Here is a 25,099-nt window from a genome sequence, read left to right on the forward strand (position 1 = left end):
ATCATGCCGCTGCAAAGACAATGCGGCGGCCTTCCCAAGGCCAGCCGCCATAAGCGGGAGACAACCTTGGACACCCTGGTACGTGCAGCAGCACTGACCAATTTCTTTGAAGTGGCCGGCGCGCTCGGCCTCAATACTCAGCCTTTGCTGCGCACCGCCAGGCTTAGCCGGGCGCTGCTGGCCGATCCGGACCAGCGCATCCCGGTGGGCGCCTGCGCCGCGCTGCTGGAAGCCGCGGCCAGGGCGGCGGACTGCCCCACCTTCGGCCTGCGCATGGCGGAATCCCGGCAGCTATCGGACTTTGGCGTGATGAGCCTGCTGATCAGCCAGCAGCCAACGCTGCGCGCCGCGCTCGCCACGATCATCCGCTACCGGCACCTGGTCAACGAATCGGTGTCGATCCTGCTGGAAGAGGCCGGCGGCGCGGTCATCATCCGCCAGGAAATCGTGCTCGACCAGCCTTCGCGCCAGGGCACCGAGCTGGCGCTGGGGGTGGTGTTCCGGCTGTGCCGCGCCTTGCTCGGCTCGCACTGGCGCCCGCTCAGCATCAACTTTACGCACCCGGCGCCCGCCGACCTGCGCGTGCACCGGCGCCTGTTCGGCTGCCCGCTCGAGTTCGACAGCGAATTCAACGGCATCGTGTGCCGGGCAGCCGACCTCGACGCGCCCAACCCGACCGGCGATCCGGCGATGGCCCGCTATGCCGAGCGCTTTGTCGACACGCTGCCGCGCATCAACGCGCCCAGCATCGGCCGCGATGTGCGCAATGCCGTCTACCTGATGCTGCCGATGGGCCGCGCCACCTGCGAAGCCGTGGCGCAGGGACTGGGACTGAGCCTGCGCACCATGCAGCGCCAGCTCGACGAAGCCGGCGAAACCTTCACCGATATCCTCAATGAAGTGCGGCGCGAACTGGCGCTGCGCTATGTGGAGAACCCGCAATACGCCATGCTGCGCGTGGCGGAGCTGCTGGGATACAGCTCGGCCAGCACGTTCACGCGCTGGTTCTCGCTCCAGTTCGGCGAGCCGCCGCTGGCATGGCGCCGGCGGCACGCAAACGGCAACACCAGCGGCAACGCAAGCGCTGCCGGTGCCGAGGCCACGCAACGATGAGCCCTTCGCACACCATCGGCTTGCATTTCGCGACAATCGGATAACGCGATGTCTTACTACCTGCGCAGCGCCAGCCTGACCAACTACGTTGAAGTGGCACGTGCCGTCGGCCTCGATCCGCACCAGCAGATGCGTGCGGCCAAGATCAGCCGCGACGTGCTGCTCGATCCCGATATCCGCATCCCTGCCGCGCTGGTGGGACGGCTGCTTGACGCGTCGGCACGCGCCGCGCAGGTGGACGACTTCGGCCTGCGCATGGCGGAGCTGCGCCAGTTCTCCAACCTGGGGCCATTGGCCTTCGTGGTGCGCGAGCAGCCCACGCTGCGCCGCGCGCTGGAGTCCATGGTACGATACATGGGCCTGCAGAACGAATCGCTGGCGATGCGCCTGGAGGAATCCGAAGGACTGGTCATCATCCGGCTCCAGGTCCTGAGCGAGGAGTCCGGCGTGCTGCGCCAGGCCACCGACCTGGCCGTGGGCGTGATGTTCCGCATGCTGAGCCTGTTCCTGGGGACTTCGTGGCGCCCGCGCAGCATCTGCTTCACGCACCCCGCACCCGCCAGCGTGGCGACCTGCATGCGCGTGTTCGGCATCGACCCGCTGTTCAACCAGGACTTCGACGGCATCGTCTGCGCCGCCGCCGACCTGGAGGCCCCGCTGCCGTCCTACGACCCCGCGATGGCAGGCCAGGTCAAGCGCTACCTCGGCAGCCTGCTGGCCCAGGCCAATGCCACCGCGCCGGACAAGGTGCGCAAGCTGGTCTACGTGCTGCTGCCCACCGGCATGTGCTCGGTCGACCGGGTGGCGCAACACCTGGGGGTGGACCGGCGCACCATCCACCGCCGCCTGGCGCGCGACCGGACCAGCTATTCCGAGATCCTGAACCAGGTGCGTGCGGGGCTGGTGGTCGGCTATATCGAGAACCCCGACAGGCCGCTGTCGGAGGTGGCCACGCTGCTGGGATTTACTTCACTGAGCACGTTTTCGCGCTGGTTCAGCGGCGAGTTCGGCTGCAGCGTGTCGAAGTGGCGGTCGCAGCAGGCGCAGCAAGCGCAGCACGCGTAGGCCCGAGGCGCGCCGGGATCAGGTTCCGCGCCGGGCCGCCTCGATTTTTGCGATATCGATCTTCCGCATCGTCATCATCGCTTCGAAGGCGCGCTTGGCCGCCGCGGGATCGGAATCGAATACCGCCGCGGTCAGCGCGCGCGGCGTGATCTGCCACGACAATCCCCACCGGTCCTTGCACCAGCCGCATTCGCTTTCCTGCCCGCCGTTGCCGACGATGGCATTCCACAGGCGGTCGGTTTCGGCCTGGTCGTCCGTCGCGATCTGGAAGGAAAACGCCTCGCTGTGCTTGAAATGCGGGCCGCCGTTGAGGCCAAGGCAGGGAATGCCGGCAACGGTGAACTCTACCGTCAGGACATCGCCTTGCTTGCCATCGGGATAGTCGCCGGGGGCGCGGTGGACGGCCTTGACAGCGCTGTCGGGGAAGGTCTCGGCATAGAAGTGCGCGGCATCCAGCGCGTCGCGGTCGTACCACAAACAGATCGTATTCTTGCTCGGCATGTTGTGTCTCCTTGGAAAGGTGAGCACGGGGCATCCGTGGTCGTCGAACACTCAAGGGCGCCGGCCAGGCACGGTGTGCCGGTCGGCCGCCCAGGCGTCGATATTAGACTTATCTGGCCGCATCCCCAATATGCCGTGGACGCCATAAGCCGGCGCTAGCGTGCCCGCCCATCGCGGCAATTTGATCCGCCCCGCCCCCGAGGGGCGCGACGGTGGCGCCATCCAGACGCACTTGGTGGTCGAGGTACATGTAGTGCCATGAGAGCTTCGCCGCCCCTTTGGTCAGTACGCCTCTCGTCTGAGGAGCACCGGGATAGTGACAGGCGTGCCCATCATCCCGCCACGACTTCGCTAAGACCAACATGACGGTGGACAATCCGATCGGCCACCGTAGCGCCCGGCTATCCCCCCAATGCGGCCGACGCTTTTCCACGAAGGCCGCAATTCCCTCCTTCGCGTCGTCGGTCGCGGCCACCTGGCAGAACGTATCAAAGGCGTGCAGCCCGCCATGAGCCGCCACGTGTGGATCTGCCGGTCGGCGACGATGCCGGTCACGCTCGCCGCAAGCATGGTGTGGACGCAGTTGCTGGAGATTACCGCCGGGCTGGTCGACGGCGGTGTGTGGCCAGCGCGTTCGGTCCGCAGGCCCGGTTCCTGATCCTGCCCCTTTCGGGGCATGGTTGCGCGGCACATTTCTCATTGTGAAAGCGTCGCTTATTGATCATTGCGGGGATCCATGACCGTCGCCTATCCTGTCCTAACCGGCACGGCGAATCTGTGCGGTACAAGACATAGCCGGACAAGAATTAACAATAACAAGGACAAGGGGAATCTCCCCAAATACGGGCTGATGCGAGAAGCATGCGCCGTCCGCGCGCTCGGCCTGACTGGAATCATGGGGTGAAACCATCGCACGCGGTGCAGTACCGGCCGTGAGCGGGATTCTCCGTTGACAAAACATGGCCGATGCATTCCTGTTCAGCAAACCCTTCACGTTTCTCGCCTGTCCCGGCATGCCGGAAGTCAGGTCCGGCGTCGATGCACTGGAATCGCTGCCCGGACATATGTTCTGGCTCGAGAACGAGGACTTCATCCGCAGCGTCCACGTGCCGGACTTCCTCGCACAGAGCCGCGCCGCCCTCGAGGCGGTGATGCCCGGCGGGGCCGCGCTGGTTGACGCGAAGGCCGACGAGATCCGGCGCAGCACGCATCTCATCTCCGCCCTGCAGCGCCTCGGCCCCGAAGCGGCCGCTGCCGCGCACTCGTACTGCTACTGGCGCTATTCCGCCGACGTACTCGGGCGCTCGCAAGGGATTCCGCGCAGCGCGATCGAGCGCCAGTTCGACCGCGCGGTCGCGCCGCGCGACGGTGCGCACAAGCTGGAATGGATCTGCCCTTGCTGCGATGGCCAGGCGCACTACCAGGTCGACGGACTGCTCGCGTCGCAACGCGTGGCACGGCAGGGCGGGTTCTCGGTGGAATGCCCGCATTGCGGGCATCGGGAGCGCCTGTATGCCGGCTTCCTGCACGCCGGCCGGCTGGAGTGTCAGTGCAGCATCTGCACCGGCTTCATCCAGACGCTGGCAGGCCAGCTTGCCAGGCCCGCTCGCAAGCTGGCGGGCGGGCTGGAAGCGTTTGCCTGGAAGCACGCCGTCGACACCATCGCGGAGATCCACGAACTGAAGGAGGCAGCCTTGCAGCGGCTGGCACGCGGCGATACGCCCTCGGACAACGCGATGGCGTTCGCGCATGCCGTGCAGGCGGATGCCGAACGCCCCCTGCCGGACATCCTCTGCCAGATCGATCCCACGCTCGAAGGCCGGCTCGACAAGAACCCCCGGGTGTGGGCGCTGCTGTGCGAGCTGCTGCAGGAAGGCGTACTCGACTGCGAGTGCACGATCTACGATCAGGACAAGTGCCAGCAGGTCGCGCTGGAGCTTGCGTTGCTCGACGACGACCCGGCAGCGGCCAATCCCGCGGCCCATGATCAGCTCACTACGCTGCTCAAGGGCTACGAGCCATCCAAGCGCGACACTTTCATCAGCTGGCTGCAGGCTCTCAAGCGCTTGCGGCTGTGCGTGGCGCGTTTCAATGTCGCCGTCGACGTGGCCTGGCGGCTCAGCGTGGAGCATTGCCGCATCCTGACCGCGCGGCAACCGGATGGCCCGGGCGCGGCTGGCCCCCATGCCAGCGGGCTGCCACGCTGGCAGCCCGCGCCGCGCCTGCGGCGACCGGACCGGCCGGTCTATCTCGACGCCGAGCTGGAAGCGGTGCAGCTGTTGAAGGCGCTCGGGTATATCGTGTTCAGTCCGGAGGATATCCGCTCGCAGCAGGACAACATGGAAGACATCTCGTAACGCGTTTTCCTGCTGAACCACGATCCCTGGCAACGCCTCTTGCGATGGACGGCTTTGGGCACTAATCCTATGAAGGACGCGTCCCCAAGGAGGCCCCATGGCGCAGTGCACAAAGTGCGGATGCGATAACACCGCGGGTGCCAACTTTTGCCAGCAGTGCGGCAGCGCCCTCGTCCGCCAGTGCCGCAGTTGCGGCCAAGCCCTGGCGCCGGCGGCGCGCTTCTGCAGTGCATGCGGCGAGCCTTGTGGGGAACCGGCACCCGCCGCGTCCACCGCGCCGGTCTCGCCGGTGTCCCCGGTGTCCTATACGCCACCCCACCTCGCCGAGCGCATCCGCAGCGAGCAGGCGGCGCTGGAAGCCCGCGGCGAGCCCGCCGGCGAGCGCAAGACCATCACCGTGCTGTTTGCGGACATGGCCGGCTCGACCGCGCTGATCCACGACCTGGATCCAGAGGACGCCCACCGGCTGATCACGCCGGTGATCGACCTGATGATGGAGGCGGTGCACTACTACGAGGGCTACGTTGCCAAGTCATTGGGCGACGGCATCCTGGCGCTTTTCGGCGCACCGATCGCGCACGAGGACCACCCCCAGCGTGCGCTCTACGCCGCGCTGCGCATGCAGAAGGCAATGCAGCGCCACAGCGACAGGCTCAGGCTGGAGCAAGGCATCTCGCTGCAGATCCGGGTCGGCATCCACACCGGCGAAGTGGTGGTGCGCTCGATCCGCAAGGACGATCTGCACACGGACTACGATCCGGTCGGCCACACCATCCACATCGCGTCGCGGATGGAAACCATGGCGGCGCTCTCGTCGATCTTCGTCAGCGAATCCACGCAGCGGCTTGCCGAAGGGTATTTCGCCTTCAAGCCGCTGGGCCTAGCGCAGGTCAAGGGGATTCCCATGCCGCTGGCCGTCTACGAGCTGACCGGCATCGGGCCGCTGCGTACGCGCCTGCAGGTGTCGGCGCATCGGGGCCTGGCGTGCTTCGTCGGGCGCGACCGGGAACTGGAGACGCTGCACCAGGCACTGCAGCGCTCAGCGGCTGGACAGGGGCAGATCGTTGCGGTGGTCGGCGAGGCCGGCGTCGGCAAGTCGCGGCTGTTCCATGAATTCAAGGCGCGTTCGCCGGGCAGCTGCCTGAAGCTGGAGACGTTTTCGGTGTCCCACGGCAAGGCCTTTGCCTACCTCCCGCTGATCGAGCTGGTGAAGAACTATTTCCAGATCGAGGCTCACGACGATGAACGGAAGGCCCGCGAAAAGGTGGCGGGCCGCGTGGTGATGCTCGACCGGGGACTGGAAGACGTGCTGCCATACCTGTTGCACCTGCTGGGCATCAGCGAGCCGGGCTCGGCGTTGCCGAACATGGATCCGCTGATCCGGCGCCAGCGCACCTTCGAGGCGATCACCACCCTGCTGGCGCGCGAGAGCCGCAACCAGCCGCTGGTGCTGCTGTTCGAGGACCTGCAATGGCTGGACAGCGAGACCGAAGCCTTCCTGGATGTACTCGTCGACCGCCTTGCCAACGCCAGGATCCTGCTGCTGCTGAACTACCGGCCCGAGTACCAGCATGGCTGGAGCCATCTTGACTGCTACACGCCGCTGCGGCTAGACCCGCTGGGCCTGGCGGAAGCCGGGCAACTGCTCACCGCGCTCCTCGGCGACGATCCGGCGCTGGCGGACCTCAAGCGCCTGATCCTGGCAAAGACCGAAGGCAATCCCTTCTTCATGGAAGAAGTGGTGCAAACCTTGTGCGAGGAAAAGGCGCTGCTTGGCGAGCCCGGCCACTACCGCATCGAGAAGACGCCCACGGCGCTCCATATCCCGACCACGGTACAGGGCGTGCTTGCCGCCCGCATCGACCGGCTGTCCCGTGCCGAGAAGGACTTGCTGCAAACCCTCGCCGTGATCGGGAAAGAGTTTACGCTCAGCCTGATCCAGCGGGTGGTCGCGCAACCCGATGAGCAGTTGCGCCCGCTGCTCGCCCAGCTGCAGGCGGGGGAATTTATCTACGAACGGCCGGCCTTTCCCGACACCGAATACACCTTCAAGCATGCGCTGACCCAGGAAGTGGCCGGCAACAGCCTGCTGACGGAGCAGCGCACCGCGCTGCACCAGCGCACCGCCCAGGCGATCGAGGCCCTGTTCCAGAACCAGCTGAAAGACCACTACGGCGAACTGGCGCGGCATTACAGCCTCAGCGGCAACGACCCGAAGGCGGTGGAATACCTCCAGTACACGGGACAGCAGGCCATCCAGCGCTCGGCCTACCACGAGGCGATCAGCCACCTGAATGCCGCACTGGAACTGCTCGGCCGCCAGCCGGACACCCCGGAACGCGCACACCAGGAGCTCGCGCTGCGGCTGGCCATCGGGCCGGCGCTGATCGCCGCCCGGGGCTTTGCCGCCGCCGAGGTCGAGGCCACCTACAGCCGCGCGCTGGCCCTGTGCGGCCAGGGCGGCGACACGCTACAGCTGTTCCCGACGCTGGTCGGGCTGCGTACCTACTTCTCGCTGCGGGCGGAGCATGCGAAGGCTTACCGGCTGGGCAAGCAACTGCTGCGGCTGGCCGGGCGAACGAACGATCCGGAGCTGTCGGGAGAAGCGCACGTCGCGCTTGGGATGAGCGCGTATTACCTGGGCAGGTTCGGCATCGCGCATACCCATCTGCGCGCTGCCCTCGCGCTCTATGGCGCAGGACCGCATCTCACCCACCTGAATGTCCATGGCGTGGATCCCGAAGTGCGCGCCCTGTCGGCGTCAGCACTCGTGCTCTGGACGCTTGGCTATCCGGACCAGGCCCTCCAGTGCGCGCAGGACGGGCTTGCGCTGGCGCGGCAGATATCCCACCCCTTCAGTTTGGCGCATGCCCTGTGCCAGGCCGCGGAATTGCACCAGTTCCGCCGCGAGCCCCAACTCACGCAGGAATACGCCGATGCCGCCATCACGCTGTCGACCGAGCAGGGTTTCCCGCTGTGGCGCGCGTGGACCACCATCCTTCGCGGTTGGGCGCTAACGGAACAGGGGCAGCAGCAGGCAGGCATCGCGCTGATGCATGAAGGGCTGGACGCCTATCATGCGACCGGTGCGGTCCTGGGGAATTCGCACTTCCACTGCCTGCTGGCACACGCCTACGGACGCCAGGGACAATGGCAGGCGGGGCTGGACGCGCTTGCCGTGGCGAAGGACGCGGTGGACCAGACCGGGGAGCACTATTGCGACGCGGAATGGCACCGCCTGAACGGCGAGCTGGTACGGCAACGGTCGGCTGCCGAGGGGCGGCCTGAAGGCGACGCCGAAGCGCAAGCGTGTTTCGACAAGGCGATGGAAGTGGCTCGCCACCAGCATGCCAGGTCGCTGGAATTGCGGGCCGCGCTGGACCTGGCGCAGCTATGGCGGCAGCAAGGCAAGGAGCAAGCGGCCATCCAGTTGCTGGCGGGCATCCGGGCCGGGCTGACGGAAGGCTTCGACAGCGCGGACATGCAGGCCGTGTCCGCCCGTTGATGCCATGCCAGCGTCCGGGCCGCGGGAACAGGCAGGCGCCGCGACCTTCACGATCCTGTTCGGCGCCTTCGACCGCCACAACTTCGGCGACCTGCTGCTCGCGCATGTGGTGCGGCGCATGATCGGCCAGCACCGCACCAGTGACAAACTCTATTTCGGAGGTCTTGCCGGGCGCGACCTGAGGCGCCATGGCGGCCACCGGGTCCGCGCGCTGGCGCATCTGTCCGCCACCGTGGGCGACGCCGCCGTCGAGGTCATCCACGTGGGCGGCGAAATCCTGACGTGCTCGCCGTGGGAAGCCGCCGTGATGCTGCTGCCGCCTGACGAGGCCGGCGCAGTGGTAGCGCGGCTCGATAGCCATCCGCGCGAGCGCACGGCGTGGGCGCGGCGGCAACTGGGCGTGCCGGACCTTGCTCCCTACCTGTTGCCTGCCACTTTGTTTGCCAATGTCAGGCGCGTCATTGTCCACGCCGCCGGTGGCATTGACCTGGGATCGGTCGAGTCCGGCATGCGGGCCGAAGTGGTGGCCAAGCTCGGCGCCGCCACCAGTGTCGGCGTCAGGGACCGGCAAACCCGGGCCGTGCTCGCCGCGAACGGCATCGATTGCCGCCTGGAGCCGGATCCGGCGGTGCTGGTGGCTGAACTGTTCGGCGATCGCATCCGCCGGCGCGCCGGCCATGGCGAATGCGCCCGCATCGGGTCGGGTTTCCCGGGCGGATACCTGGCGGTGCAGTGCAGCGCCGATTTTGGCGACGACGAAACCCTGGCACAGCTGGCCTCCCAACTCGAGCGCGTCGCCCGGGACAGGCACCTGGGCGTGGTGCTGTTCCGCGCCGGCGCCGCGCCATGGCATGACGACCTGGCTTGCTACCAACGCCTTGCCGCACGGCTGCGCAGCGCGCACGTCGCGCTCTTTGGCTCGCTCGACCTGTGGGACATCTGCGCGTTGGTCGCGCACAGCCAGGGCTTCATCGGCAGCAGCCTGCACGGCGGCATTGTCGCAGGCGCCTTTGGCTTGCCGAGGCTGGGCCTGCTGCGGCCCGGGCAACCGCCCGAAGCCAGCAAGCAGGTTGCGTTCGCCTCGGCCTGGGGCGCGGCCGGCGCGCCGGCGGCCGTACCCGTAGAGAAACTTGCGGCGAGCATGGACCAGGCGTTGGCAATCGGGCTTGCACAGCGCAGCGCGCTGGCCCGCGAATGGGCCGCCGCGTGCCGTGCCGCGTTCAAGCTGGTTCAGGACGGCTAGCACCGGTGGCTCAACGCAAAACGGCGCGACAGGGCAACTGCCCCGTCGCGCCGTCGATCCCTTGCGGGCAGGAGACTCAGTGCCCGGCGCTCTGGCCGCCGTCGACATGCAGGATCTCGCCCGTCACGAACGGCGCGCGGTCAAGGTACAGCACGGCGTCGACGATATCGCGCATCTCGCCCATATGCCCCACCGGATGCAGCGCGCCCAGCGCCTCATGCGTTTCCTTCGGGTGCATCGGCGACTTGATGATGCCGGGCGACACCGCGTTGGCGCGGATGCCGGTCTTCGCATACTCGATCGCCAGCGATTTCGTCGCCGCGCTCAGCCCGCCCTTGGTCAGCGAGGCCAGCACCGACGGCACGCCGCTGATGGCATGGTCGACCAGGCTGGTGGTGATGCTGACCACATGGCCGCTGCGCTGCTTCTCCATTTCGGCAATGGCCAGCTGCGTGATATGGAAGAAGCCCGTCAGGTTGATACCCGTGACAGTGGCATAGTCCTCGTCGGTATAGCTGGTGAACGGCTTGGCGACGAAGATGCCGGCATTGTTGACCAGCGTATCGATGCGGCCGAACTTCGCCACGGCTTCGGCGATGACGCGGCGCGCCGTTGCGGGGTCGGCGATATCGCCGGGAACGGCCAGGATGTCCGCGTCGTCCGACGGCTTGATGCTGCGCGCGGTGGCGACCACGCGATGGCCGCGCTCGCGGAATGCCTTGACCAGTTCCGCGCCGATGCCCTGCGATGCGCCGGTGATGACGACAACCTTCTGTGCTGCACTCATTTTCTTACCTCGATGTCAGTTGATTCGGCCTTCGGGTCCTTCAGGTCCTTCGGGCCGATCGGGCCGACGGCTCCGATGGGCTCAAATCTAGGAGAACCGTCCCGTGGTTCGAAGACCTCGGCGGAACAAACAGTTATGCACGCGCGGAACAAATGGCGCAGGAAGCACCGTTGCCAAGGCGGCGAAACGTCGACTCCCGGCCGCTTTTCCGCCCGCTAGACGGCCGCCATCGACTTCTGGCAAAGGCCCACATATGATGGGAACACCGCTTCCCGCCACCCGATGCACCGCCTGATCCGACCCGATGAAAAGGCAATTCGATGACCTCCAGCTCGGCAGCATCGAGCTGTTCTGCCTGGCCGCCGAACTGGGCAGCTTCACCGCCGCCGCGGTCGCGGCCGGCGTGACGCCGCCTGCAGTCAGCCGCACCGTGCAGCGGCTGGAAGAACGGCTGGGGGTACGCCTGTTCGTGCGCACCACGCGGCAGATCCGCCTGACCGACGAAGGCCGGCTGTATTTCGAGCAAAGCCGGGGCGCGCTGGCGCAGCTATTGGATGCGGAGCGGCAGGTCAGCGGCCAGCGCGCAGCGCCCGCGGGCCGCTTGCGGATCAGCCTGCCGACGCCCTATGCCCACTACCGCGTGCTGCCGGTCCTGCCGGCGTTCCGGGCGCAGTACCCGGAAGTCGAGGTCGACGTGCATATCAGCAACCGCAACGTCGATTTCGCGGACGACACCTATGACCTGTCGGTGCGCGGCCGCGCGCCGGACGACTCGAACCTGATTGCGCGCAAGCTGGAGGATGCCGAGCTGGTGGTCGTGGCAACGCCCGCCTACCTGCAGCGCGCCGGCACGCCCCGGTCACTGGAAGACCTGCTCAGGCATGAATGCATCCAGTTCGAACGCCCCAGCAGCGGCCGGCGCATTCCCTGGACCTTCCGCGTCAATGGCGAAGACACCGATATCGTCACCACCGGCGGCTATGCGGCGACCGAAGACATCCTCGGCGGGGCCACGCTGGTCCGCGCCGGAGCGGGCCTGTTCCAGACCTATCGCTTCGTGGTGGAACAGGACCTGCGCGACGGCACGCTGGTGGAAGTCTTGCAGGAATTCAGCGGCAGTACGCGGCCGTTCGTGCTGCTCTACCCGTCGGCGCGGCACGTGACGCGCCGCGTGCGCGTCTTCGTCGACTTCCTGGTGGAGAAGTTTTCCGCGTAAATCTCCACGCGGAGCGCTCACGCAGGCTTGAGCTGCGCAATCACCACGAGGATCACCGCTGCATTGGCGGGCTGCTGGAAATGCGCGGAAATGGTCCGTGCATGGCCGGCCTTGTCCCCCAGCACATCGCGGAACAGGTCCGAAGCCCCGTCGAGGACCGCGGGCTGGTCGAACCAGCCCGGCGCGCTGGCAATGTGGCCGTCGACGCGAACGATATGGTCCAGGCGCTCGAAGCCACCCAGGCAGTCATCGATCTGCGCCAGCACGTTGAGAGCCGCGAGTTCGGCGGCCAGCTTGCCCTGCCCGACCGTCAGGTCCTTGCCGACCTGGCCTTGCCAGGCCACCTTGCCGTCCTGCAATGGCAACTGGCCGGAGATGAAGAGCAGGTCTCCCGCCTGGCTGACGGCGGTATAGCTGCCCAGTGGTTGCGGGGGCCGCGGCAGCGCCAGTCCGCGCGCCGAAAGTCGTTCATGTACGGACATCATGTATTCCAGTCTGGTCGGGTGTGCTGTGAATCGGGAGTGCCGTGCGGCTGGCCTGAATGGCGGCAGCGCAGTCTTCGGCCTTCTCCTGTCAGGCTCAGTTTAGGTGCGCATTGACCGGGAATACAGGCACCGGCGGGAACAGGAATAGAAACGCCATGGAACAAATCCGCGTGCCCGTCGGGGGCCGCTTCGCGAACGAAGGGCCCGGACGGGTCCGGCGGTCAATACCTGCCAATGTCTAATCGTTCGCAGGTTCCCCCTTGGACTTCAGCAGCACATGCCGCCCTTCGCTGACGGTCCCGTTCTTGCCAACGGCGTAGAGCACGTAGTCGCCGGCAATCGCCAGCCCTGGCAGCGGCGGCGCGGTGACCTCCAGCTTGCCGTCGTTGTGAAGCCGCACCGGCAGCTTCACGTACCGGTTTCCCCAGGTCCAGTTGTGCGTGATCGGACCGGTACGAACCAGCGCCACCGACTCGACCTCAGTACCGGAGACGTCGAGCTTGAAGCTGTTGCCGTAGTGGATGCTGTTGGGACTTTGGGTGATGACCGGCTTCGCGCCCTTGAAGAAATACGGCGGCTTGTAGAACTCGATGACCGGTACGGCGGCGTCACGCTGCGCCTGCGTCTGCGGCGATCCCGGTATCAGGTTGACCCGGTTGCCGCCCATCACCCATACACCGCCATTTGGCATCAGCAGCGCAGTGGAATGGTCATGCCGTGGCACCGGCGAAGTGGCCACGTCGGTCCTGCTGCCGTCGGCCGGATTGTACAGCTGGTAGACGAGGCTGTTGACGTCGCCCTCGGCACCACCAACGACCAGCAGCTTCCCGTCCGGCAGCACGACCACATTGTTCTGGGAGACCGGCTGGGCCAGGTTGCTAAGGGACGTCCATTTTGGCGTCGCGCTGGAGAAGTTGATGGTTTCCGCAACCGCCGATCCCGGTGTGTTGCCGCCATTCGATCCGCCGAACAGGAACACGTTTTGCGACCACGTGCCATCCGCGTTGATCGTTACCATGATGGCCCCGGCACCACTGTCGTGGGCATTCTGCGCGGTATCGACATATTGCCAATGGTTTTGCGCCGGCGTGGCGATCAGCGGATCGGCCAGCGCTGCCTGGACATCGAACAGGTAGGTCTTGCCGCTGTAGAAGAACGGGTCATATCCGCGGATGTTGAGGCCGCCCGTTTCCCCGGGCAGGGGCGGCACGACTTCGGATGTCACCGCGACCTTCCAGTCCTTCTCGCCAGGGCCGGTCTGGACCACAAAGGCGCGCGGATACATTGGCAACAGCTTGCGCGCGCTCTCCAGCGCCACCGTCGTGTCCGTCTTGGGGTCGTACACCTCGGGTACCGCCTGCCGTACCTTGGTGGCGCTCGCGTTGCCCGCCCCCACGCTGGTATCCTGGTCCGAGCCGGACAGCACCAGGATCTTCCCGTCGGGCAGGGTCACGGCGGTGGGGTACCACCGCTGGTACTTCAGGTCCGAGGGGAGCGGCGGGTCGGTGTTGTTCTCATCGAGGGGATTGCAATGCGACAAGGTGCCGGTCGGATCCGATTCAAAGCCTGACCTGACGCAGGGCGTGGGCCTGAATACCCATTGCTCGGTCTTGGGGTCGAATATATTGACCTTCCTGCCGCCATTGTTGCCGCCCTTGTCATGCAACCCGACTACATAGATGCGGCCATCGATGCCAGCCACGTGGCCATTGCAGAACAGGTTATATCCCAGTCCCCTGGAAAAGCCTGCGTCCGAAAAGAACGGATCGGTATGGCTGATGTCCGCGCTGGTCAGGTCGGCGATAGCCGTCTTGGTGAATATGCCGGTATCGATCAGGGACTGCAGTCCACAGACATCCACGATCTGGGTGTTTTCACGTTCGAGGTCGGAGCTGTAGCGCGACCAGCCGCTTTCGTCGAGTTGTCCGAGCCCGAAACCGCCCTGTACCAGTTCGATGTACTTCTGGTTGAATCCCGGGAAGCCACCACCCTGCACCGGCGGATTCAGATAGTGCTTCGGCTTGTACTCAGATGGCCGCATCCAGATCAGCATTTTCGGGCATTCCGCGTACTTCTTATTCCATATCAGCGAGGTGTGGATGAAATCCTTGTGCACGGGAATCAGACCGCTGTTTACCCCACATACCGTCGCACCCGCGGCAGGGCATGCCTCCACCGCCGCAGCGGTACCGGCCGGCGCGGCGATAAGCCAGAACGAGCATGTGCCTGTCAGCGCCAGTGACAGGGCCTTACGACGATTTGCCATACGACCACCTTTGAAGCCATCAATGCAGGAAACAGCCGGGAGGACTGCAGCCAGCAGTGCCCCCAGCCCTTGAAAAGCTGTTTCAACCAAGGTACTGGTGGCGCCCTCCTTCTCTGATTTCCGTGGCGCATTTGGCTATGCCCTGGACATGCGGTGCACCCGCAGCGTCGCAAGACAGGGAAGCGCGCGGGACGACATCCCTGGTCTCGGCTGCGCCCTCCAATACTGCCTTCGGGCGGTAGCTTCACTGCCAACTTGAGCGCGTGCCGGCATCGCCGGCCCACGCCCGGCATCTCCCCGGAATAGCGAATTGATTCAAATGGCTAAGCGAGATCGGTGCCAACCGGGCTAGCGTCTTGATTCTGTTCGGAAATTTTGCGGTGGAAGAATTGCCGGCCAGCGCAAACCGGAAAGAACGTTTCAGAGAGGAGACAACTACGTCGGGGCTCGTATGTCTCTAGCGGGGCAATGAGCCGTCAATCTCTTGCAGTTTGTGCCGCGAGCTAAAACTCGAAATTGCCGCCAGTGGCCGCGCGCACGGCGCCCCCCGTCGTGATCCACCGTGCCCTCGCATCGAAACTTCGGCCCTGCCCGCGGTTCTAATTTTTATATGCTGAGCAAATTGTCTGCCAATCGGCGCACCATCTGGTTCTGGTCTGCAGTCGGCACCGTGGCGGCGCTGATCGCCCTGGCCGTGCTGTCCCCGCCCGTCAAGGGCTTTGCCGACCAGGCCATCGCCTGGGCCCAGGCAACGATGGAACAGCATCCCGGGGCTGGCGCGCTGGTTTTCTTCCTGTTCTCCGCCGTATCTGCCATGCTCGCTTTCGCCTCGAGCGTGGTCCTGGTGCCGCCGGCCAGCGCCGTGTTTGGCAAGCCCCTCACCGTTCTTCTGCTCTGGGGCGGCTGGGTGCTGGGCGCGGTTGCCGCCTACGGCATCGGCCGTCTCGCCTATCCGTTGCTTGCCCGCAGCGGTTATGCGGACAAGCTGGCGAAGTACCAGGACTACGTATCGAAGCGCATCAGATTCTGGGCGGTGCTGCTGTTCTGCATCGCGGTGCCGTCCGAAATTCCCGGCTATCTTTTTGGCACGATGCGCTACCCCTTCGCGAAGTTCCTGGCCGCCATCGCCATCGCCGAAGCGGGCTATGCGATTGGCATCGTCGTCGCGGGCGAGAGCCTGGCGATCGACCGGCCCCTGCCCTTCTTCATCGCCGCCGGCATCCTGGCGGTCGTCGCGGTGCTGGCGGGACTGGCGCTGCGTACGGCCAGGAAGCACAAGGCTGGCGGCCTGCGTCGGCGCTGAGGCGGGCGTCGGCTCAGATCAGGTCGTTGCGGGCAGTCCCCGGGTGAATATAGGATTACCGGCACAAAAGACATACGCTGACGAGCCGATTCCCTGATCCACACACGGAGACAAGCCTTGACCACGAAATATCGATTCGCCTTGGGCCTGCTGGCCACGGCAAGCCTGATTGCCGCTACGCCGGCCTCGGCACAAGGGCAGTGGCCGAACAAACCCATCCGCTTTGTCGTGCCTTTCGCCGCTGGCGGCGCCAATGACCTGATGGCGCGCGCCGCGGCCGAGGGCGCTTCCAAGGAGCTGGGGCAGACCGTACTGGTCGAGAACCGCCCGGGCGCCGGTGGCACCGTCGGCGCGGACGTGGTGGCCAAGAGCAAGCCCGATGGCTACACCTTCCTGATCAGCGCCGCCGGTGTCATTTCCAACAGCATGATCAAGAAGTCGATGCCGTTCAAGGACGACGACCTGGTGCCGGTCGCCATGATCGGCCTCGCGCCGTCGGTGATCGTCGTGCCGAAGAACGCGCCCTACAAGGACTTGCGCGACTTTGTCGAGGCCTCGAAGAAAGGCACCGGCTTCAACTTCGCCACCGCGGGAACCGGCAGCACGCCCCACTTTGTCGCCGAGATCCTGAACGTAAAGTACGGCGCGAAGCTGCAGCCGGTGCCGTACAAGAGCGGGTCGGAGAGCACCACGGCAGTGCTGGGCGGCCAGGTGGAGGGCACCTCCGAGGCCAGCATCATCGCGCTGCCGCACATCCTGCACGAAGGCAAGTTCAAGGCGCTGGCCACGACCTGGACGCAGCGCATCTCGGCCTACCCGCAGCTCTCCACCGCGGTCGAGCAGGGTTTTCCGGATTTGCAGATCGCCCACTGGGCCGGTGTCCACGCGCCCAAGGGCACGCCCAACGCCATTCTCGACAAGGTCGCCGCGGCGGTCGACAAGGCCATGAAAGATCCCGACGCCTCCGCCAAGCTGAAGGCCGTCGGCATCGAGCCGATCGGCGGCACGCGTGCGGATTTCGTGAAGTTCGTCAATGCGGAACGGAAGCGGCTGGGCGAGATCGTCAAGGCGGCCAGGATGCAGGAGAAGTGATGGCAGCGCAGGCCGTCGCAATGGCCTGCGCTGTCAGCGCATCCTGCGACGAAGGACTGGTCGCGCGCGGGGCGTTAGTAGGCAAGCTTCGGCATGAACTGCCCACGCCCCTCGGGCGTCATGTCGAGCAGGCCCCAGAGCGCACTGACGGCGTCGCCGGATCGATGATCCGTGCCAACGTCCGCCGGTGCCCAGGTAAGGTCGCTGCCCCAGAAGTGGCGGACCTTGCCGTGGTCGAGACGGAATACGTTGAATGCGGTGTCGTCCCATTCCTCGCCGGGCTTCCCGCCGCTCAACGCCCGGATCTGCGCCGGCAGTTTCGTTGAGTCTCCGAAATAGTCGGCGTCGTAGCTGTTGCCCGCGGTCGAGAGGAACTGAAGATGCGCCCATCCCCGTTCGCGCGCCCACGCGACCAGCCGCGCGATGGGCGACTTGGCGACGATATAGAGCGCAGCACGCTGGCCGACATGCCTGGCCGCGCCGTTGACGGAGTCGAGCAAGAGCGTGCACATCGGGCATGGCGTATCGCGGTCCGGGCCGTACATGAAGCTGTACAGGACCAGGGTGGGATGCGGGCCGAACAGCCCGGACATTGCGACCGTTTCGGGCATGCCGTTCGCGCCGATCCGCTCGAACACGTAGTCCTGCGGCACTTCGCCGCCTGGCGGCAGCGCGCGGCGCTGCGCCGCGACGGCCTCGATATGCCTTCGCAACGCAATTTCCTCTTCAAGCAGTGCGTTCCGCGCCTTGCGGTACTCGGCGCTTTCGTTGGGGTAAGTGACGTGCAACATGCTAGCCTCCTGCGGTTGCTCCCTGTTAGGCTTGTCGACGCCGGGATCGGTTCTCCGCGCCTTCGAGCACACCGGCATAGACGCGATCCGATAGCACCGCAGCATAGGGTTCACGCGGCCATAGCCGCGATGACCGCGCCCAGGATGCGCATGCCTTCCTCAATCTGCCGGGTCGTCAGGCTGGCATAGCCCAGCACCAGCCCGGCCGGTCGTGTGGGTCCTGGCGACGGCGGCAAGGCAAACAGCGGCGACAACGGATAAACGCCCACGTCCTGCTCCCGCGCGGCAGCCGCCAGCGCCGCTTCGTCCCGCGGGCGCAGCGACGGCAGCCACAGCACCACATGCAGGCCGGCCGCCGTGCCGCTGACCTCGGCATCCGCGGGCAGGTAGCGGGCAATGCCATCCAGCAACGCCGCACGGCGGCGCTCGTTCTCCCGGCGCATGCGCCGCACATGGCGTTCGTAGGCGCCGCTCTCGATCAGCGCGGCCAGCGCGCGCTGCTCCAGCACCGGCGCATGGCGGTCGGCCAGCCGCTTGGCCTGCCGGAACACCGGCACCAGTTCGGCAGGGAGCACCAGGTAGCCGAGCCGCAGTTGCGGCGACAATGCCTTGGAGAGGGTGCCGACGTAGATCACGCGTCCGTCGGTGTCGATCGACTGCAGCGTGTCGATCGGGCGCTGGCCGTAGCGGAACTCGCCGTCGTAGTCGTCTTCGACGATCCAGGCATCGTGGCGCTGTGCCCATTGCAGCAATTCCATGCGCCGGCCGACCGGCAGCACGCCACCCAGCGGGAACTGGTGCGATGGCGTCACGTATGCCAGGCGGACGCGCTCGTGCTGCGGCAGGCTGGCGGTATCCAGTCCGTGTTCGTCCGCGGGCGTGGGCAGACAGGTGGCGCCGGTCGCCGCGAAGCAGCACCGGGCCATCAGGTAGCCGGGATCTTCAAAGGCGAAGGCGTCGCCGGCATCCAGCAGCAGCCGCGCGCACAGGTCGATGGCCTGTTGCGAGCCGTTCACCACCACGATTTGCGTGGGCTCGCAGGCAAGCCCGCGGGCCCGCCGCAGATAGCCCTGCAGGGCGCGGCGCAGCGCAGGGTCGCCCTCCGGCGCCGCATAGTAAAGGCCGTCCTGCTGACGCAGCAGTTCGGCCTGATAGGCGCGCCGCCACGCCAGCGTAGGGAAATCCCGCGACGCCACCGCGCCATAGCGGAAGTCGAAACGAAGCGGTTCCGCGTCGGGGAATGCCGGCATGCCGATGTCCGCCAGCCGGCGTGCAAAGCGGGACAGCGGCAAACGGGAGGCAAGGCGCGGCGTCCCGGCCGCGCTGGCAGGCGCCGGCGCCGCCAGCGCATTGGCAACCCGCGCCGCGCGCCCCGCCGACGTGACGAGAAAGCCTTCGGCCGCCAACTGCTCATAGGCCGCGGTGACCGTGGTGCGGGATACCCCCAGCTCGGCTGCCAGCGCCCGCGTGGACGGTGCGGGCGCGCCCGGCGGCAGCACGCCGTCCGAGATCTGGCCGCGCAGCAGGTCGTAGATGCGGCGTCCCGCGCCGCTGGCGCCCGGCCGCGGGCCGTTGGGTCGGGGAATCTGGCCCATAAAAAATCCTGAAAACTGGACCTTCCGATTGTGCCAGTTACAGGAGACAGTATCTACGACGCCAGGACACCCGTTCGCCCCATGTACATCCCCGCCCACTTCGCAGAAACCCGCCCAGAAGAACTTGCGCGCATCATTCGCGCGCACCCGCTCGGCATGCTGGTCACCCAGGCAAGCGGCACGCTGGATGCCGACCACATTCCGTTCGAGTTCGACGCCGACGCGGGCTCGCACGGCGTGCTCAGCGCCCACGTGGCGCGTGCCAACCCGGTCTGGCAGCGCTGCCCTTCCGGCACGCCGGTGATGGTCGTCTTTCGCGGCGCCGAGGCCTACATCTCGCCAAACTGGTACCCGAGCAAGCACGAGGCGCACCGGCTGGTGCCGACCTGGAACTACGAGGTGGTACACGCGCACGGCACGCTCACCGTGCATGACGACGAACGCTTCGTCCGGCGCATCGTCGCGCGCCTGACGCGCCGGCACGAAGCGGACGAGCCCAGGCCATGGAAGATGGGCGACTCCACGCCCGAATTCATCGACGGCATGCTGCGCCATATCGTCGGCATCGAGATCGCTGTCACTGCGCTGCAGGGCAAGGTCAAGCTGAGCCAGAACCGGGAAGCGCGCGACCGGCTGGGTGCCGCGGAATCGCTGCAAGCGCGGGGATTCGGCGAACTCGCGCAGTCCATGCGTCGTGCCGGGTAAGGCAGGCAAGTAAAAGAGCAAGTAAAAGCGCAAGCAAGCAAAAAGAAGCGAGCCGCGCGGGCTCGCCCCTTTTTCCTACGCCTGCCTCCGCATTATTGCGTCGCGCAGGTAAAGCTCGATGCCAGGTTCACATCGCCGGCGCCGTTGTACTTCGGCCAGCTCGGGTATTCGCACAGCGGCCGCGTGCGGCCCGGCACGCCGACCGTGTCGGTCACCGTCAGCGAAGCCGGCGCGGTGCCCTGCTCGACCCACTTCTCAAGCGCCGTCAGCGAGTCCCACGAAGCATTGAACACCGAGCTTATCGAGTGTCCGTAGCCCGGGATTTCGTAGTAACGCATGAAGTTGGCGACATTGCCCGCGCCCATCGTTCCCTGTACGCGCGTGAAGTAGTCCTCGGTCGCGCGCGTGCTGACCAGCGCATCGGACTTGCCGTGCGCCATCAGGATCTTGCCGCCCTTGTTCATGAACGCGGACAGGTCGGTCTTGTTGATGTCCTGCAGCCCGGCAAGCTGGCTGATGCGGTCCTGCCAGGGCCCCGGGTTCTGCGGGTCGAGCGTCAGCGAGTTGAAGGTCGGATCGCGCGTGACGAAGTAGCGCACCCACTGGTCCCAAAACACGCTCATGTACGGCGCGGTAGCGGGCATCGGATTGACCGGGGCATCGATGTTGAGCGCCAGGGCAATGACTGTCGGCTGGACGGATGCGTTGCCGGCCAAGCCGAGGTCGGCGCCCCAGACGTTGAAGCCCGGATACTGCGTCTCGCCGCTGCCCAGCGCATAGCCGAACACGATCTGCGAGTTGTACACCTTCAGCGCGTTGATCTGCGCGTCGGACAGGCACGTGTCCCCGGCGTCGGCGCCGTTGGCGCAGCGGACCGGCTGGCCGTTGAGCATGGCCGTGGATGGGTCGAAGCTGGCATTGCAGGCGGCGACATTGCTGATCAGGCCGTCCTTGACGCCGTCGAGGTCGTCGCACGCGGCAATGGCGGCGTCGTATAGCACCTTGCGCTTGGGCTGGTTCGGGTAGGCGCCCGGCGCGGCCAGCGCGCGGGTGATGCGGCCGAACTGCAGGTCCAGGCTGGCGGCATTCCAGGCGGGATAGAGCACGATGGCGCCATCCCAGTCCTGCGGCCAGCGCTGCACCACGGCCAGCGCTTCGCGGCCGCCGGTCGATCCGCCGGCAAAGTAGGCCTTCTTCGGGCCATCGGCCTGGTAGTGCATCTGGATCAGCGCGATCGCCACGTCGCGCGTCTTCTTCAGCGCGTCGCTGGCATAGTTGCGCAGCGCCTCGTCATTGACGCCGAACGAGCCGTCGCGGCTGCCGAGCGCACCCGCCTGGTGGCCGGAATCGCTGGCGAAGGTGGCATAGCCGCGCGCCAGTGGCGAGGGCTGGTCAGTCGGTCCGGCCGGCACATTGCCTGCCGTGTTGGGAATGGTCCCGTCATAGCCGCCGCCGCCGAACATCACCACCTTCTGGTTCCAGCTGGCGGGCATGTTTATCTCGAACCGGATCGGTGGCGCCGTCGGATCGACGGGCGCGATGGTCCCCGTTACCTTGCAATACGCGCCAGTGCCCAACTGCCCGCCGCCGGTGGCCGGCACCATGTCGGTCTCGGCAACCGTTGCGCCCTTGGTAGGCAGGCCGATGCTGCTCGCGGGGACGGTCTTGCCCGGCAAGTTCTGGCACGATACCGGGGTCTTTACCGGCGGGGGATGATCGTTGTCACCGTCACCGCCGCCGCAGGCACTCAGCACAAGGCCGGCCACGGTCGCAACGAGGACGGGAGCCAGTTTGAAGGTCACTGGCAAAACTCTGCTTTGCAAGTCGGTTGACATTTGTCTTCTCCACGGGGTCTCCTGGGACGGGATAGCGCCGCCGGGACCTCGGCCCCGGCGGGATAATCCTCGGTGCCTGCGTCTGCATTCGGCATGCCAGCACGCAGGTGATGAGACGGATGTGGAGCGTGAAATATGTTCCGTATTGCCGAAGCGGAGGGCCGGGTGTTTGCCGGATGCGCGCGTCACACGCGCACCCGGGCCGGCGACCGGAAGTTCTTTCAATCGAATCGGGAAGGACCTGCAAACGGCGCGGCAGGCCGCCGGCGATTCAGCGATAGAAGAGCACGCCCGCCGGCATCTTGCGCGTTGATCAGGCCGCGGCGTTCTCCATCGCCGCTTCGTATTGCCCCAGGCACGCCATGGCGTTGAGCCGCGAGCGCTGCAGCAGCGCCCGTTGCGCCAGCGCGGCGTTGGCCGGCTCCCCGCGCCACGCCAGCAATGGCGGCTCCTGCAAGGCGCGCCCATAGGAGAAGCTGAGCCGCCAGGGCAACGGGCCGAGCCGGTTCATCGCATCGAGATTGGCGGTGGCTTCGGCGGGCGTCTGGCCGCCGGACAGGAAAAAAATACCCGGCACCGCGGCGGGCACGGTGCGCCTGAGCACCTGTACGGTCTGCGTGGCAACCTCTGCCGGTGCCGCCTGCCCCGCATCCTTGCCTGGAAGCACCATGCTGGGTTTCAGCAGCATGTGCTCGAACACCACCGCATGCCGCTGCAAGGCGTCGAACACCTCATGCAGCACGGCTTCGGTGACTTCCGCACAGCGCGCCATGCTGTGCGCGCCATCCATCAGCACCTCGGGTTCGACGATGGGCACGATCCCTGCCTCCTGGCAGATCGCGGCATAGCGCGCCAGCGCCTCGGCGTTGGCGTGAATGGCAAGCCGGCCCGGCAGCTTGTCGGACACGTTGTAGACGGCACGCCATTTGGCAAAGCGCGCGCCCTGCTGGCGATAGCCGGCAAGCCGTTTTGCCAGCCCGTCGAGGCCTTCGGTGATTTCGTCCCCGGGTGCGTGCGCCAGCGCGAGCTTGCCCTTGTCGACCTTGATGCCGGGCACGATGCCCTGGCGCGCGGCCAGTTCGGGCAGCGGCGTGCCATCGTCGGCCCGCTGGCCCAGGGTCTCCTCGTACAGGATCACGCCGCTGATGAACTCGCCCAGGCCCGGCGTGGACAGGAGCAGGTTGCGCCACGCCCGGCGGCTCTCCTCGCTGGATTCCACACCGATGCGGTCGAACCGCTTGGCGATGGTCGGCCCGCTTTCGTCGGCGGCCAGCAGGCCTTTGGCGCCCTGCACCATGGCGTCGACGGTGGCTTGCAGTTCGCTTGCTGTGTCCATGGCGTTGCTCCGGGAGGGGGTATAACAACAAGCATTGGCGCCTCGGTGCGATTGCGCAAGCGACCGGCGTGCGGGCCGTCGCGGACCGCCACGCGGAACTACCGAGCCTCACCGGTATCGGCGCCTCCCGGGCGGCGTTCGGCAAGCGCCTCCAGCAGCGAGGCAGGCGGCACGAAGAACAGGTTGCCGCTGACCGCCTCGCTGAAGTCCAGCAGCCGGTCATAGTTGCCGGGCGGGCGCCCCACGAACATGTTCTCGAGCATCTGCTCGACCGGCGCGGGAGAGCGGGCGTAGCCGATAAAGAAGGTACCGAACTCGCCCTTGCCCGGTTGCCCGAACGGCATGTTGTCACATGGCCATGGCGCGGCGCGCGCCGCTGCCGAATTCGCGGAACGGATGCAGCGAGGCCGGCCGTGGCTGTCCGAACAGCGTGTCCCAGGCCCCGGATCCGAAGCCGCAGACACAGGAAAGGTTGCCGCCCTGGACCCGCTTGCCTACGGCACGGACCAGCGCGGCCACATCCGCGCACCACGCCCGCACGGTTTCGGCGTGCGCGGCGCCGGGTGAAAGGGTCGCGACGATGAAAATCGCGCTACGGGTGATGGGGCTGCTGACGGCTTGCGGCTCTGCAGCCGGATCGCCGTGGCGGGGTGGTGGTACTGCGAGCGCCGCTAGCGGTAGAGCCCCGCCATCCTTTCCATCCCCACCGGCTTGATCCGCGACGCCTGCCCGGCGCAGCCGAAGGCCTCGAAACGCAGCTTCACCACGCCCTTGGCCCCTTTCTTGGCCGCCAGCAGGGCCTTGCGCGGATCAAACTCGCTGCGGTCCTCGGACAGCGACTTGCGGATCGCCCCGGTCATGGCCAGGCGGATATCGGTGTCGATATTCACCTTGCGCACGCCCATCCTGATGCCACGCAGGATTTCCTCGACCGGCACGCCGTAGGTCTCCTTGATCTCGCCGCCGTACTGGCGGATGATCTCCAGCCATTCCTGCGGCACCGAGCTGGAGCCGTGCATCACCAGGTGGGTATCGGGGATCTGCTCGTGGATCTCGCGGATGCGGTCCATCGCCAGGATGTCGCCGGTGGGCTTGCGCGAGAACTTGTAGGCGCCGTGGCTGGTGCCGATGGCGATGGCCAGCGCATCCACGCCGGTGCGTGCGACAAAGTCGCGCGCCTGCGCCGGGTCGGTCAGCATCATGTCGTGCGACAGCGTGCCTGCCGCGCCCACGCCGTCCTCTTCGCCGGCCTGCCCGGTTTCGAGCGAGCCCAGGCAGCCGAGTTCGCCTTCCACCGACACGCCGACCGCATGCGCCATCTCGCACACGCGCCGCGTGACCTCGACGTTGTAGTCGTAGTCCGACGGCGTCTTCATGTCTTCGCGCAGCGAGCCGTCCATCATCACGCTGGTGAAGCCGGAGCGGATCGAGGCCTGGCACACGGCCGGGCTGGAGCCGTGGTCCTGGTGCAGCACGATGGGGATGTCCGGATGGGTTTCGGCAGCGGCCAGCACCATATGCCGCAGGTAGGCCTCGCCGGCATACTTGCGCGCGCCGGCCGAGGCCTGCAGGATGACCGGGCTGTCGGTCTCCTCGGCCGCTTCCATGATGGCGTGAATCTGTTCCAGGTTGTTGACGTTGAATGCCGGCACGCCGTAGCCGTACTCTCCCGCGTGGTCCAGCAGCTGTCGCAAGGAAATGAGTGCCATGGTGAAGCTCCTTTAGTCGATGCTTGGTAATACGGGTCAGCCGGCGGCGCGCTGCTCCAGCACGTCCAGTGCGGGCAGCTTCCTGCCTTCCAGGAATTCCAGGAACGCGCCGCCGCCGGTGGAGATGTAGCCGACACGGTCGGCAATGCCGTACTTGGCGATGGCGGCCAGCGTGTCGCCGCCGCCGGCGATCGA

The 25,099-nt window shown here is 66.5% G+C and carries 20 protein-coding genes and 1 pseudogene; 10 read left to right on the plus strand and 11 right to left on the minus strand.

The annotated features are described in order from the left end of the window. The first annotated feature begins 66 nt into the window (after positions 1 to 66). Positions 67 to 1,113 carry an AraC family transcriptional regulator gene (locus IPF36_RS29815; protein WP_218959751.1) on the plus strand — a complete coding sequence of 349 codons (1,047 nt, stop codon included), beginning with the start codon at positions 67 to 69 and terminating at the stop codon, positions 1,111 to 1,113. A 48-nt stretch (positions 1,114 to 1,161) separates the two neighbouring features. Further along, entirely contained in the window at positions 1,162 to 2,178 is a 1,017-nt protein-coding gene (locus tag IPF36_RS29820; RefSeq protein WP_133094616.1) for an AraC family transcriptional regulator, read from the plus strand. Positions 2,179 to 2,196: 18 nt separating this feature from the next. On the opposite strand, the gene IPF36_RS29825 is transcribed toward IPF36_RS29820, so the two are convergent. Continuing rightward, on the minus strand, positions 2,197 to 2,679 hold the full coding sequence (locus tag IPF36_RS29825; RefSeq protein WP_195431834.1) for a VOC family protein: 483 nt from the start codon (positions 2,677 to 2,679) through the stop codon (positions 2,197 to 2,199). A 412-nt stretch (positions 2,680 to 3,091) separates the two neighbouring features. Between IPF36_RS29825 and IPF36_RS29830 the strand changes: the two genes are divergently transcribed. From IPF36_RS29830 to IPF36_RS29845, 4 genes are all read left to right on the plus strand, one after another. Then, entirely contained in the window at positions 3,092 to 3,337 is a 246-nt protein-coding gene (locus tag IPF36_RS29830; protein WP_195431816.1) for a hypothetical protein, read from the plus strand. Positions 3,338 to 3,638: 301 nt separating this feature from the next. Then, complete coding sequence (locus IPF36_RS29835) at positions 3,639 to 5,036, plus strand: hypothetical protein (protein WP_135702735.1); 1,398 nt, start codon at positions 3,639 to 3,641, stop codon at positions 5,034 to 5,036. 97 nt (positions 5,037 to 5,133) lie between these two features. Then, positions 5,134 to 8,541: an adenylate/guanylate cyclase domain-containing protein gene (locus tag IPF36_RS29840; RefSeq protein ID WP_195431818.1), complete on the plus strand. Its 3,408-nt coding sequence runs from the start codon at positions 5,134 to 5,136 to the stop codon at positions 8,539 to 8,541. A 4-nt stretch (positions 8,542 to 8,545) separates the two neighbouring features. Then, positions 8,546 to 9,784, plus strand: a complete 1,239-nt coding sequence (locus IPF36_RS29845; RefSeq protein ID WP_195431819.1) for a polysaccharide pyruvyl transferase family protein — start codon at positions 8,546 to 8,548, stop codon at positions 9,782 to 9,784. Positions 9,785 to 9,860: 76 nt separating this feature from the next. Here the strand turns inward: IPF36_RS29845 and IPF36_RS29850 are convergent, their stop codons facing one another. Beyond that, positions 9,861 to 10,571, minus strand: coding sequence for an SDR family NAD(P)-dependent oxidoreductase (locus IPF36_RS29850; protein WP_135702738.1), 711 nt, complete (start codon positions 10,569 to 10,571; stop codon positions 9,861 to 9,863). A 304-nt stretch (positions 10,572 to 10,875) separates the two neighbouring features. Between IPF36_RS29850 and IPF36_RS29855 the strand changes: the two genes are divergently transcribed. Beyond that, a complete protein-coding gene (locus tag IPF36_RS29855) occupies positions 10,876 to 11,787 on the plus strand; it encodes a LysR family transcriptional regulator (protein ID WP_135702739.1) in 912 nt (303 codons plus the stop codon). 17 nt (positions 11,788 to 11,804) lie between these two features. On the opposite strand, the gene IPF36_RS29860 is transcribed toward IPF36_RS29855, so the two are convergent. Both IPF36_RS29860 and IPF36_RS29865 read right to left on the minus strand, forming a co-directional pair. Next, a complete protein-coding gene (locus IPF36_RS29860; RefSeq protein WP_135703942.1) occupies positions 11,805 to 12,269 on the minus strand; it encodes a RidA family protein in 465 nt (154 codons plus the stop codon). Positions 12,270 to 12,510: 241 nt separating this feature from the next. Next, positions 12,511 to 14,538, minus strand: a complete 2,028-nt coding sequence (locus tag IPF36_RS29865; protein WP_195431820.1) for a kelch motif-containing protein — start codon at positions 14,536 to 14,538, stop codon at positions 12,511 to 12,513. 670 nt (positions 14,539 to 15,208) lie between these two features. On the opposite strand from IPF36_RS29865, the gene IPF36_RS29870 reads away from it, so the two are divergent. Continuing rightward, positions 15,209 to 15,841 carry a TVP38/TMEM64 family protein gene (locus tag IPF36_RS29870; RefSeq protein ID WP_368671209.1) on the plus strand — a complete coding sequence of 211 codons (633 nt, stop codon included), beginning with the start codon at positions 15,209 to 15,211 and terminating at the stop codon, positions 15,839 to 15,841. Positions 15,842 to 15,982: 141 nt separating this feature from the next. Further along, positions 15,983 to 16,933 carry a tripartite tricarboxylate transporter substrate binding protein gene (locus IPF36_RS29875; protein WP_240745854.1) on the plus strand — a complete coding sequence of 317 codons (951 nt, stop codon included), beginning with the start codon at positions 15,983 to 15,985 and terminating at the stop codon, positions 16,931 to 16,933. A 74-nt stretch (positions 16,934 to 17,007) separates the two neighbouring features. On the opposite strand, the gene IPF36_RS29880 is transcribed toward IPF36_RS29875, so the two are convergent. Together IPF36_RS29880 and IPF36_RS29885 are read right to left on the minus strand one after the other, a co-directional pair. Further along, entirely contained in the window at positions 17,008 to 17,724 is a 717-nt protein-coding gene (locus IPF36_RS29880) for a DUF899 family protein (RefSeq protein WP_135702743.1), read from the minus strand. A 110-nt stretch (positions 17,725 to 17,834) separates the two neighbouring features. Next, complete coding sequence (locus IPF36_RS29885; protein WP_195431822.1) at positions 17,835 to 19,319, minus strand: PLP-dependent aminotransferase family protein; 1,485 nt, start codon at positions 19,317 to 19,319, stop codon at positions 17,835 to 17,837. A gap of 81 nt (positions 19,320 to 19,400) precedes the next feature. Between IPF36_RS29885 and IPF36_RS29890 the strand changes: the two genes are divergently transcribed. Further along, entirely contained in the window at positions 19,401 to 20,024 is a 624-nt protein-coding gene (locus tag IPF36_RS29890; RefSeq protein ID WP_195431823.1) for an FMN-binding negative transcriptional regulator, read from the plus strand. A gap of 92 nt (positions 20,025 to 20,116) precedes the next feature. Here the strand turns inward: IPF36_RS29890 and IPF36_RS29895 are convergent, their stop codons facing one another. From IPF36_RS29895 to pgk, 5 genes and pseudogenes are all read right to left on the minus strand, one after another. Continuing rightward, positions 20,117 to 21,859 carry a tannase/feruloyl esterase family alpha/beta hydrolase gene (locus IPF36_RS29895; RefSeq protein WP_135702746.1) on the minus strand — a complete coding sequence of 581 codons (1,743 nt, stop codon included), beginning with the start codon at positions 21,857 to 21,859 and terminating at the stop codon, positions 20,117 to 20,119. Between the two features lie 313 nt (positions 21,860 to 22,172). Beyond that, positions 22,173 to 23,195, minus strand: a complete 1,023-nt coding sequence (locus tag IPF36_RS29900) for a class I fructose-bisphosphate aldolase (RefSeq protein ID WP_135702747.1) — start codon at positions 23,193 to 23,195, stop codon at positions 22,173 to 22,175. Between the two features lie 98 nt (positions 23,196 to 23,293). Then, a pseudogene (locus IPF36_RS29905) lies at positions 23,294 to 23,798 on the minus strand (Dyp-type peroxidase). A 68-nt stretch (positions 23,799 to 23,866) separates the two neighbouring features. After that, a complete protein-coding gene (fba, locus tag IPF36_RS29910; RefSeq protein WP_133094601.1) occupies positions 23,867 to 24,904 on the minus strand; it encodes a class II fructose-bisphosphate aldolase in 1,038 nt (345 codons plus the stop codon). Positions 24,905 to 24,940: 36 nt separating this feature from the next. Continuing rightward, on the minus strand, positions 24,941 to 25,099 hold a 159-nt coding region (gene pgk / locus IPF36_RS29915), incomplete at its 5' end, for a phosphoglycerate kinase (RefSeq protein ID WP_195431830.1).

The organism is Cupriavidus sp. IK-TO18 (assembly GCF_015549295.1).
Classification (GTDB): domain Bacteria; phylum Pseudomonadota; class Gammaproteobacteria; order Burkholderiales; family Burkholderiaceae; genus Cupriavidus; species Cupriavidus oxalaticus_A.

What these genes read in the sequence shown, in the direction of transcription:
- IPF36_RS29860 (WP_135703942.1), bottom strand. Translation starts at nt 12,269, where the DNA reads ATGTCCGTACATGAACGACTTTCGGCGCGCGGACTGGCGCTGCCGCGG.
- IPF36_RS29850 (WP_135702738.1), bottom strand. Translation starts at nt 10,571, where the DNA reads ATGAGTGCAGCACAGAAGGTTGTCGTCATCACCGGCGCATCGCAGGGC.
- IPF36_RS29865 (WP_195431820.1), bottom strand. Translation starts at nt 14,538, where the DNA reads ATGGCAAATCGTCGTAAGGCCCTGTCACTGGCGCTGACAGGCACATGC.
- IPF36_RS29820 (WP_133094616.1), top strand. Translation starts at nt 1,162, where the DNA reads ATGTCTTACTACCTGCGCAGCGCCAGCCTGACCAACTACGTTGAAGTG.
- IPF36_RS29890 (WP_195431823.1), top strand. Translation starts at nt 19,401, where the DNA reads ATGTACATCCCCGCCCACTTCGCAGAAACCCGCCCAGAAGAACTTGCG.
- IPF36_RS29880 (WP_135702743.1), bottom strand. Translation starts at nt 17,724, where the DNA reads ATGTTGCACGTCACTTACCCCAACGAAAGCGCCGAGTACCGCAAGGCG.
- IPF36_RS29830 (WP_195431816.1), top strand. Translation starts at nt 3,092, where the DNA reads ATGCGGCCGACGCTTTTCCACGAAGGCCGCAATTCCCTCCTTCGCGTC.
- IPF36_RS29825 (WP_195431834.1), bottom strand. Translation starts at nt 2,679, where the DNA reads ATGCCGAGCAAGAATACGATCTGTTTGTGGTACGACCGCGACGCGCTG.
- IPF36_RS29855 (WP_135702739.1), top strand. Translation starts at nt 10,876, where the DNA reads ATGAAAAGGCAATTCGATGACCTCCAGCTCGGCAGCATCGAGCTGTTC.
- IPF36_RS29900 (WP_135702747.1), bottom strand. Translation starts at nt 23,195, where the DNA reads ATGGACACAGCAAGCGAACTGCAAGCCACCGTCGACGCCATGGTGCAG.
- IPF36_RS29845 (WP_195431819.1), top strand. Translation starts at nt 8,546, where the DNA reads ATGCCAGCGTCCGGGCCGCGGGAACAGGCAGGCGCCGCGACCTTCACG.
- IPF36_RS29895 (WP_135702746.1), bottom strand. Translation starts at nt 21,859, where the DNA reads ATGTCAACCGACTTGCAAAGCAGAGTTTTGCCAGTGACCTTCAAACTG.
- IPF36_RS29885 (WP_195431822.1), bottom strand. Translation starts at nt 19,319, where the DNA reads ATGGGCCAGATTCCCCGACCCAACGGCCCGCGGCCGGGCGCCAGCGGC.
- fba (WP_133094601.1), bottom strand. Translation starts at nt 24,904, where the DNA reads ATGGCACTCATTTCCTTGCGACAGCTGCTGGACCACGCGGGAGAGTAC.
- IPF36_RS29840 (WP_195431818.1), top strand. Translation starts at nt 5,134, where the DNA reads ATGGCGCAGTGCACAAAGTGCGGATGCGATAACACCGCGGGTGCCAAC.
- IPF36_RS29835 (WP_135702735.1), top strand. Translation starts at nt 3,639, where the DNA reads ATGGCCGATGCATTCCTGTTCAGCAAACCCTTCACGTTTCTCGCCTGT.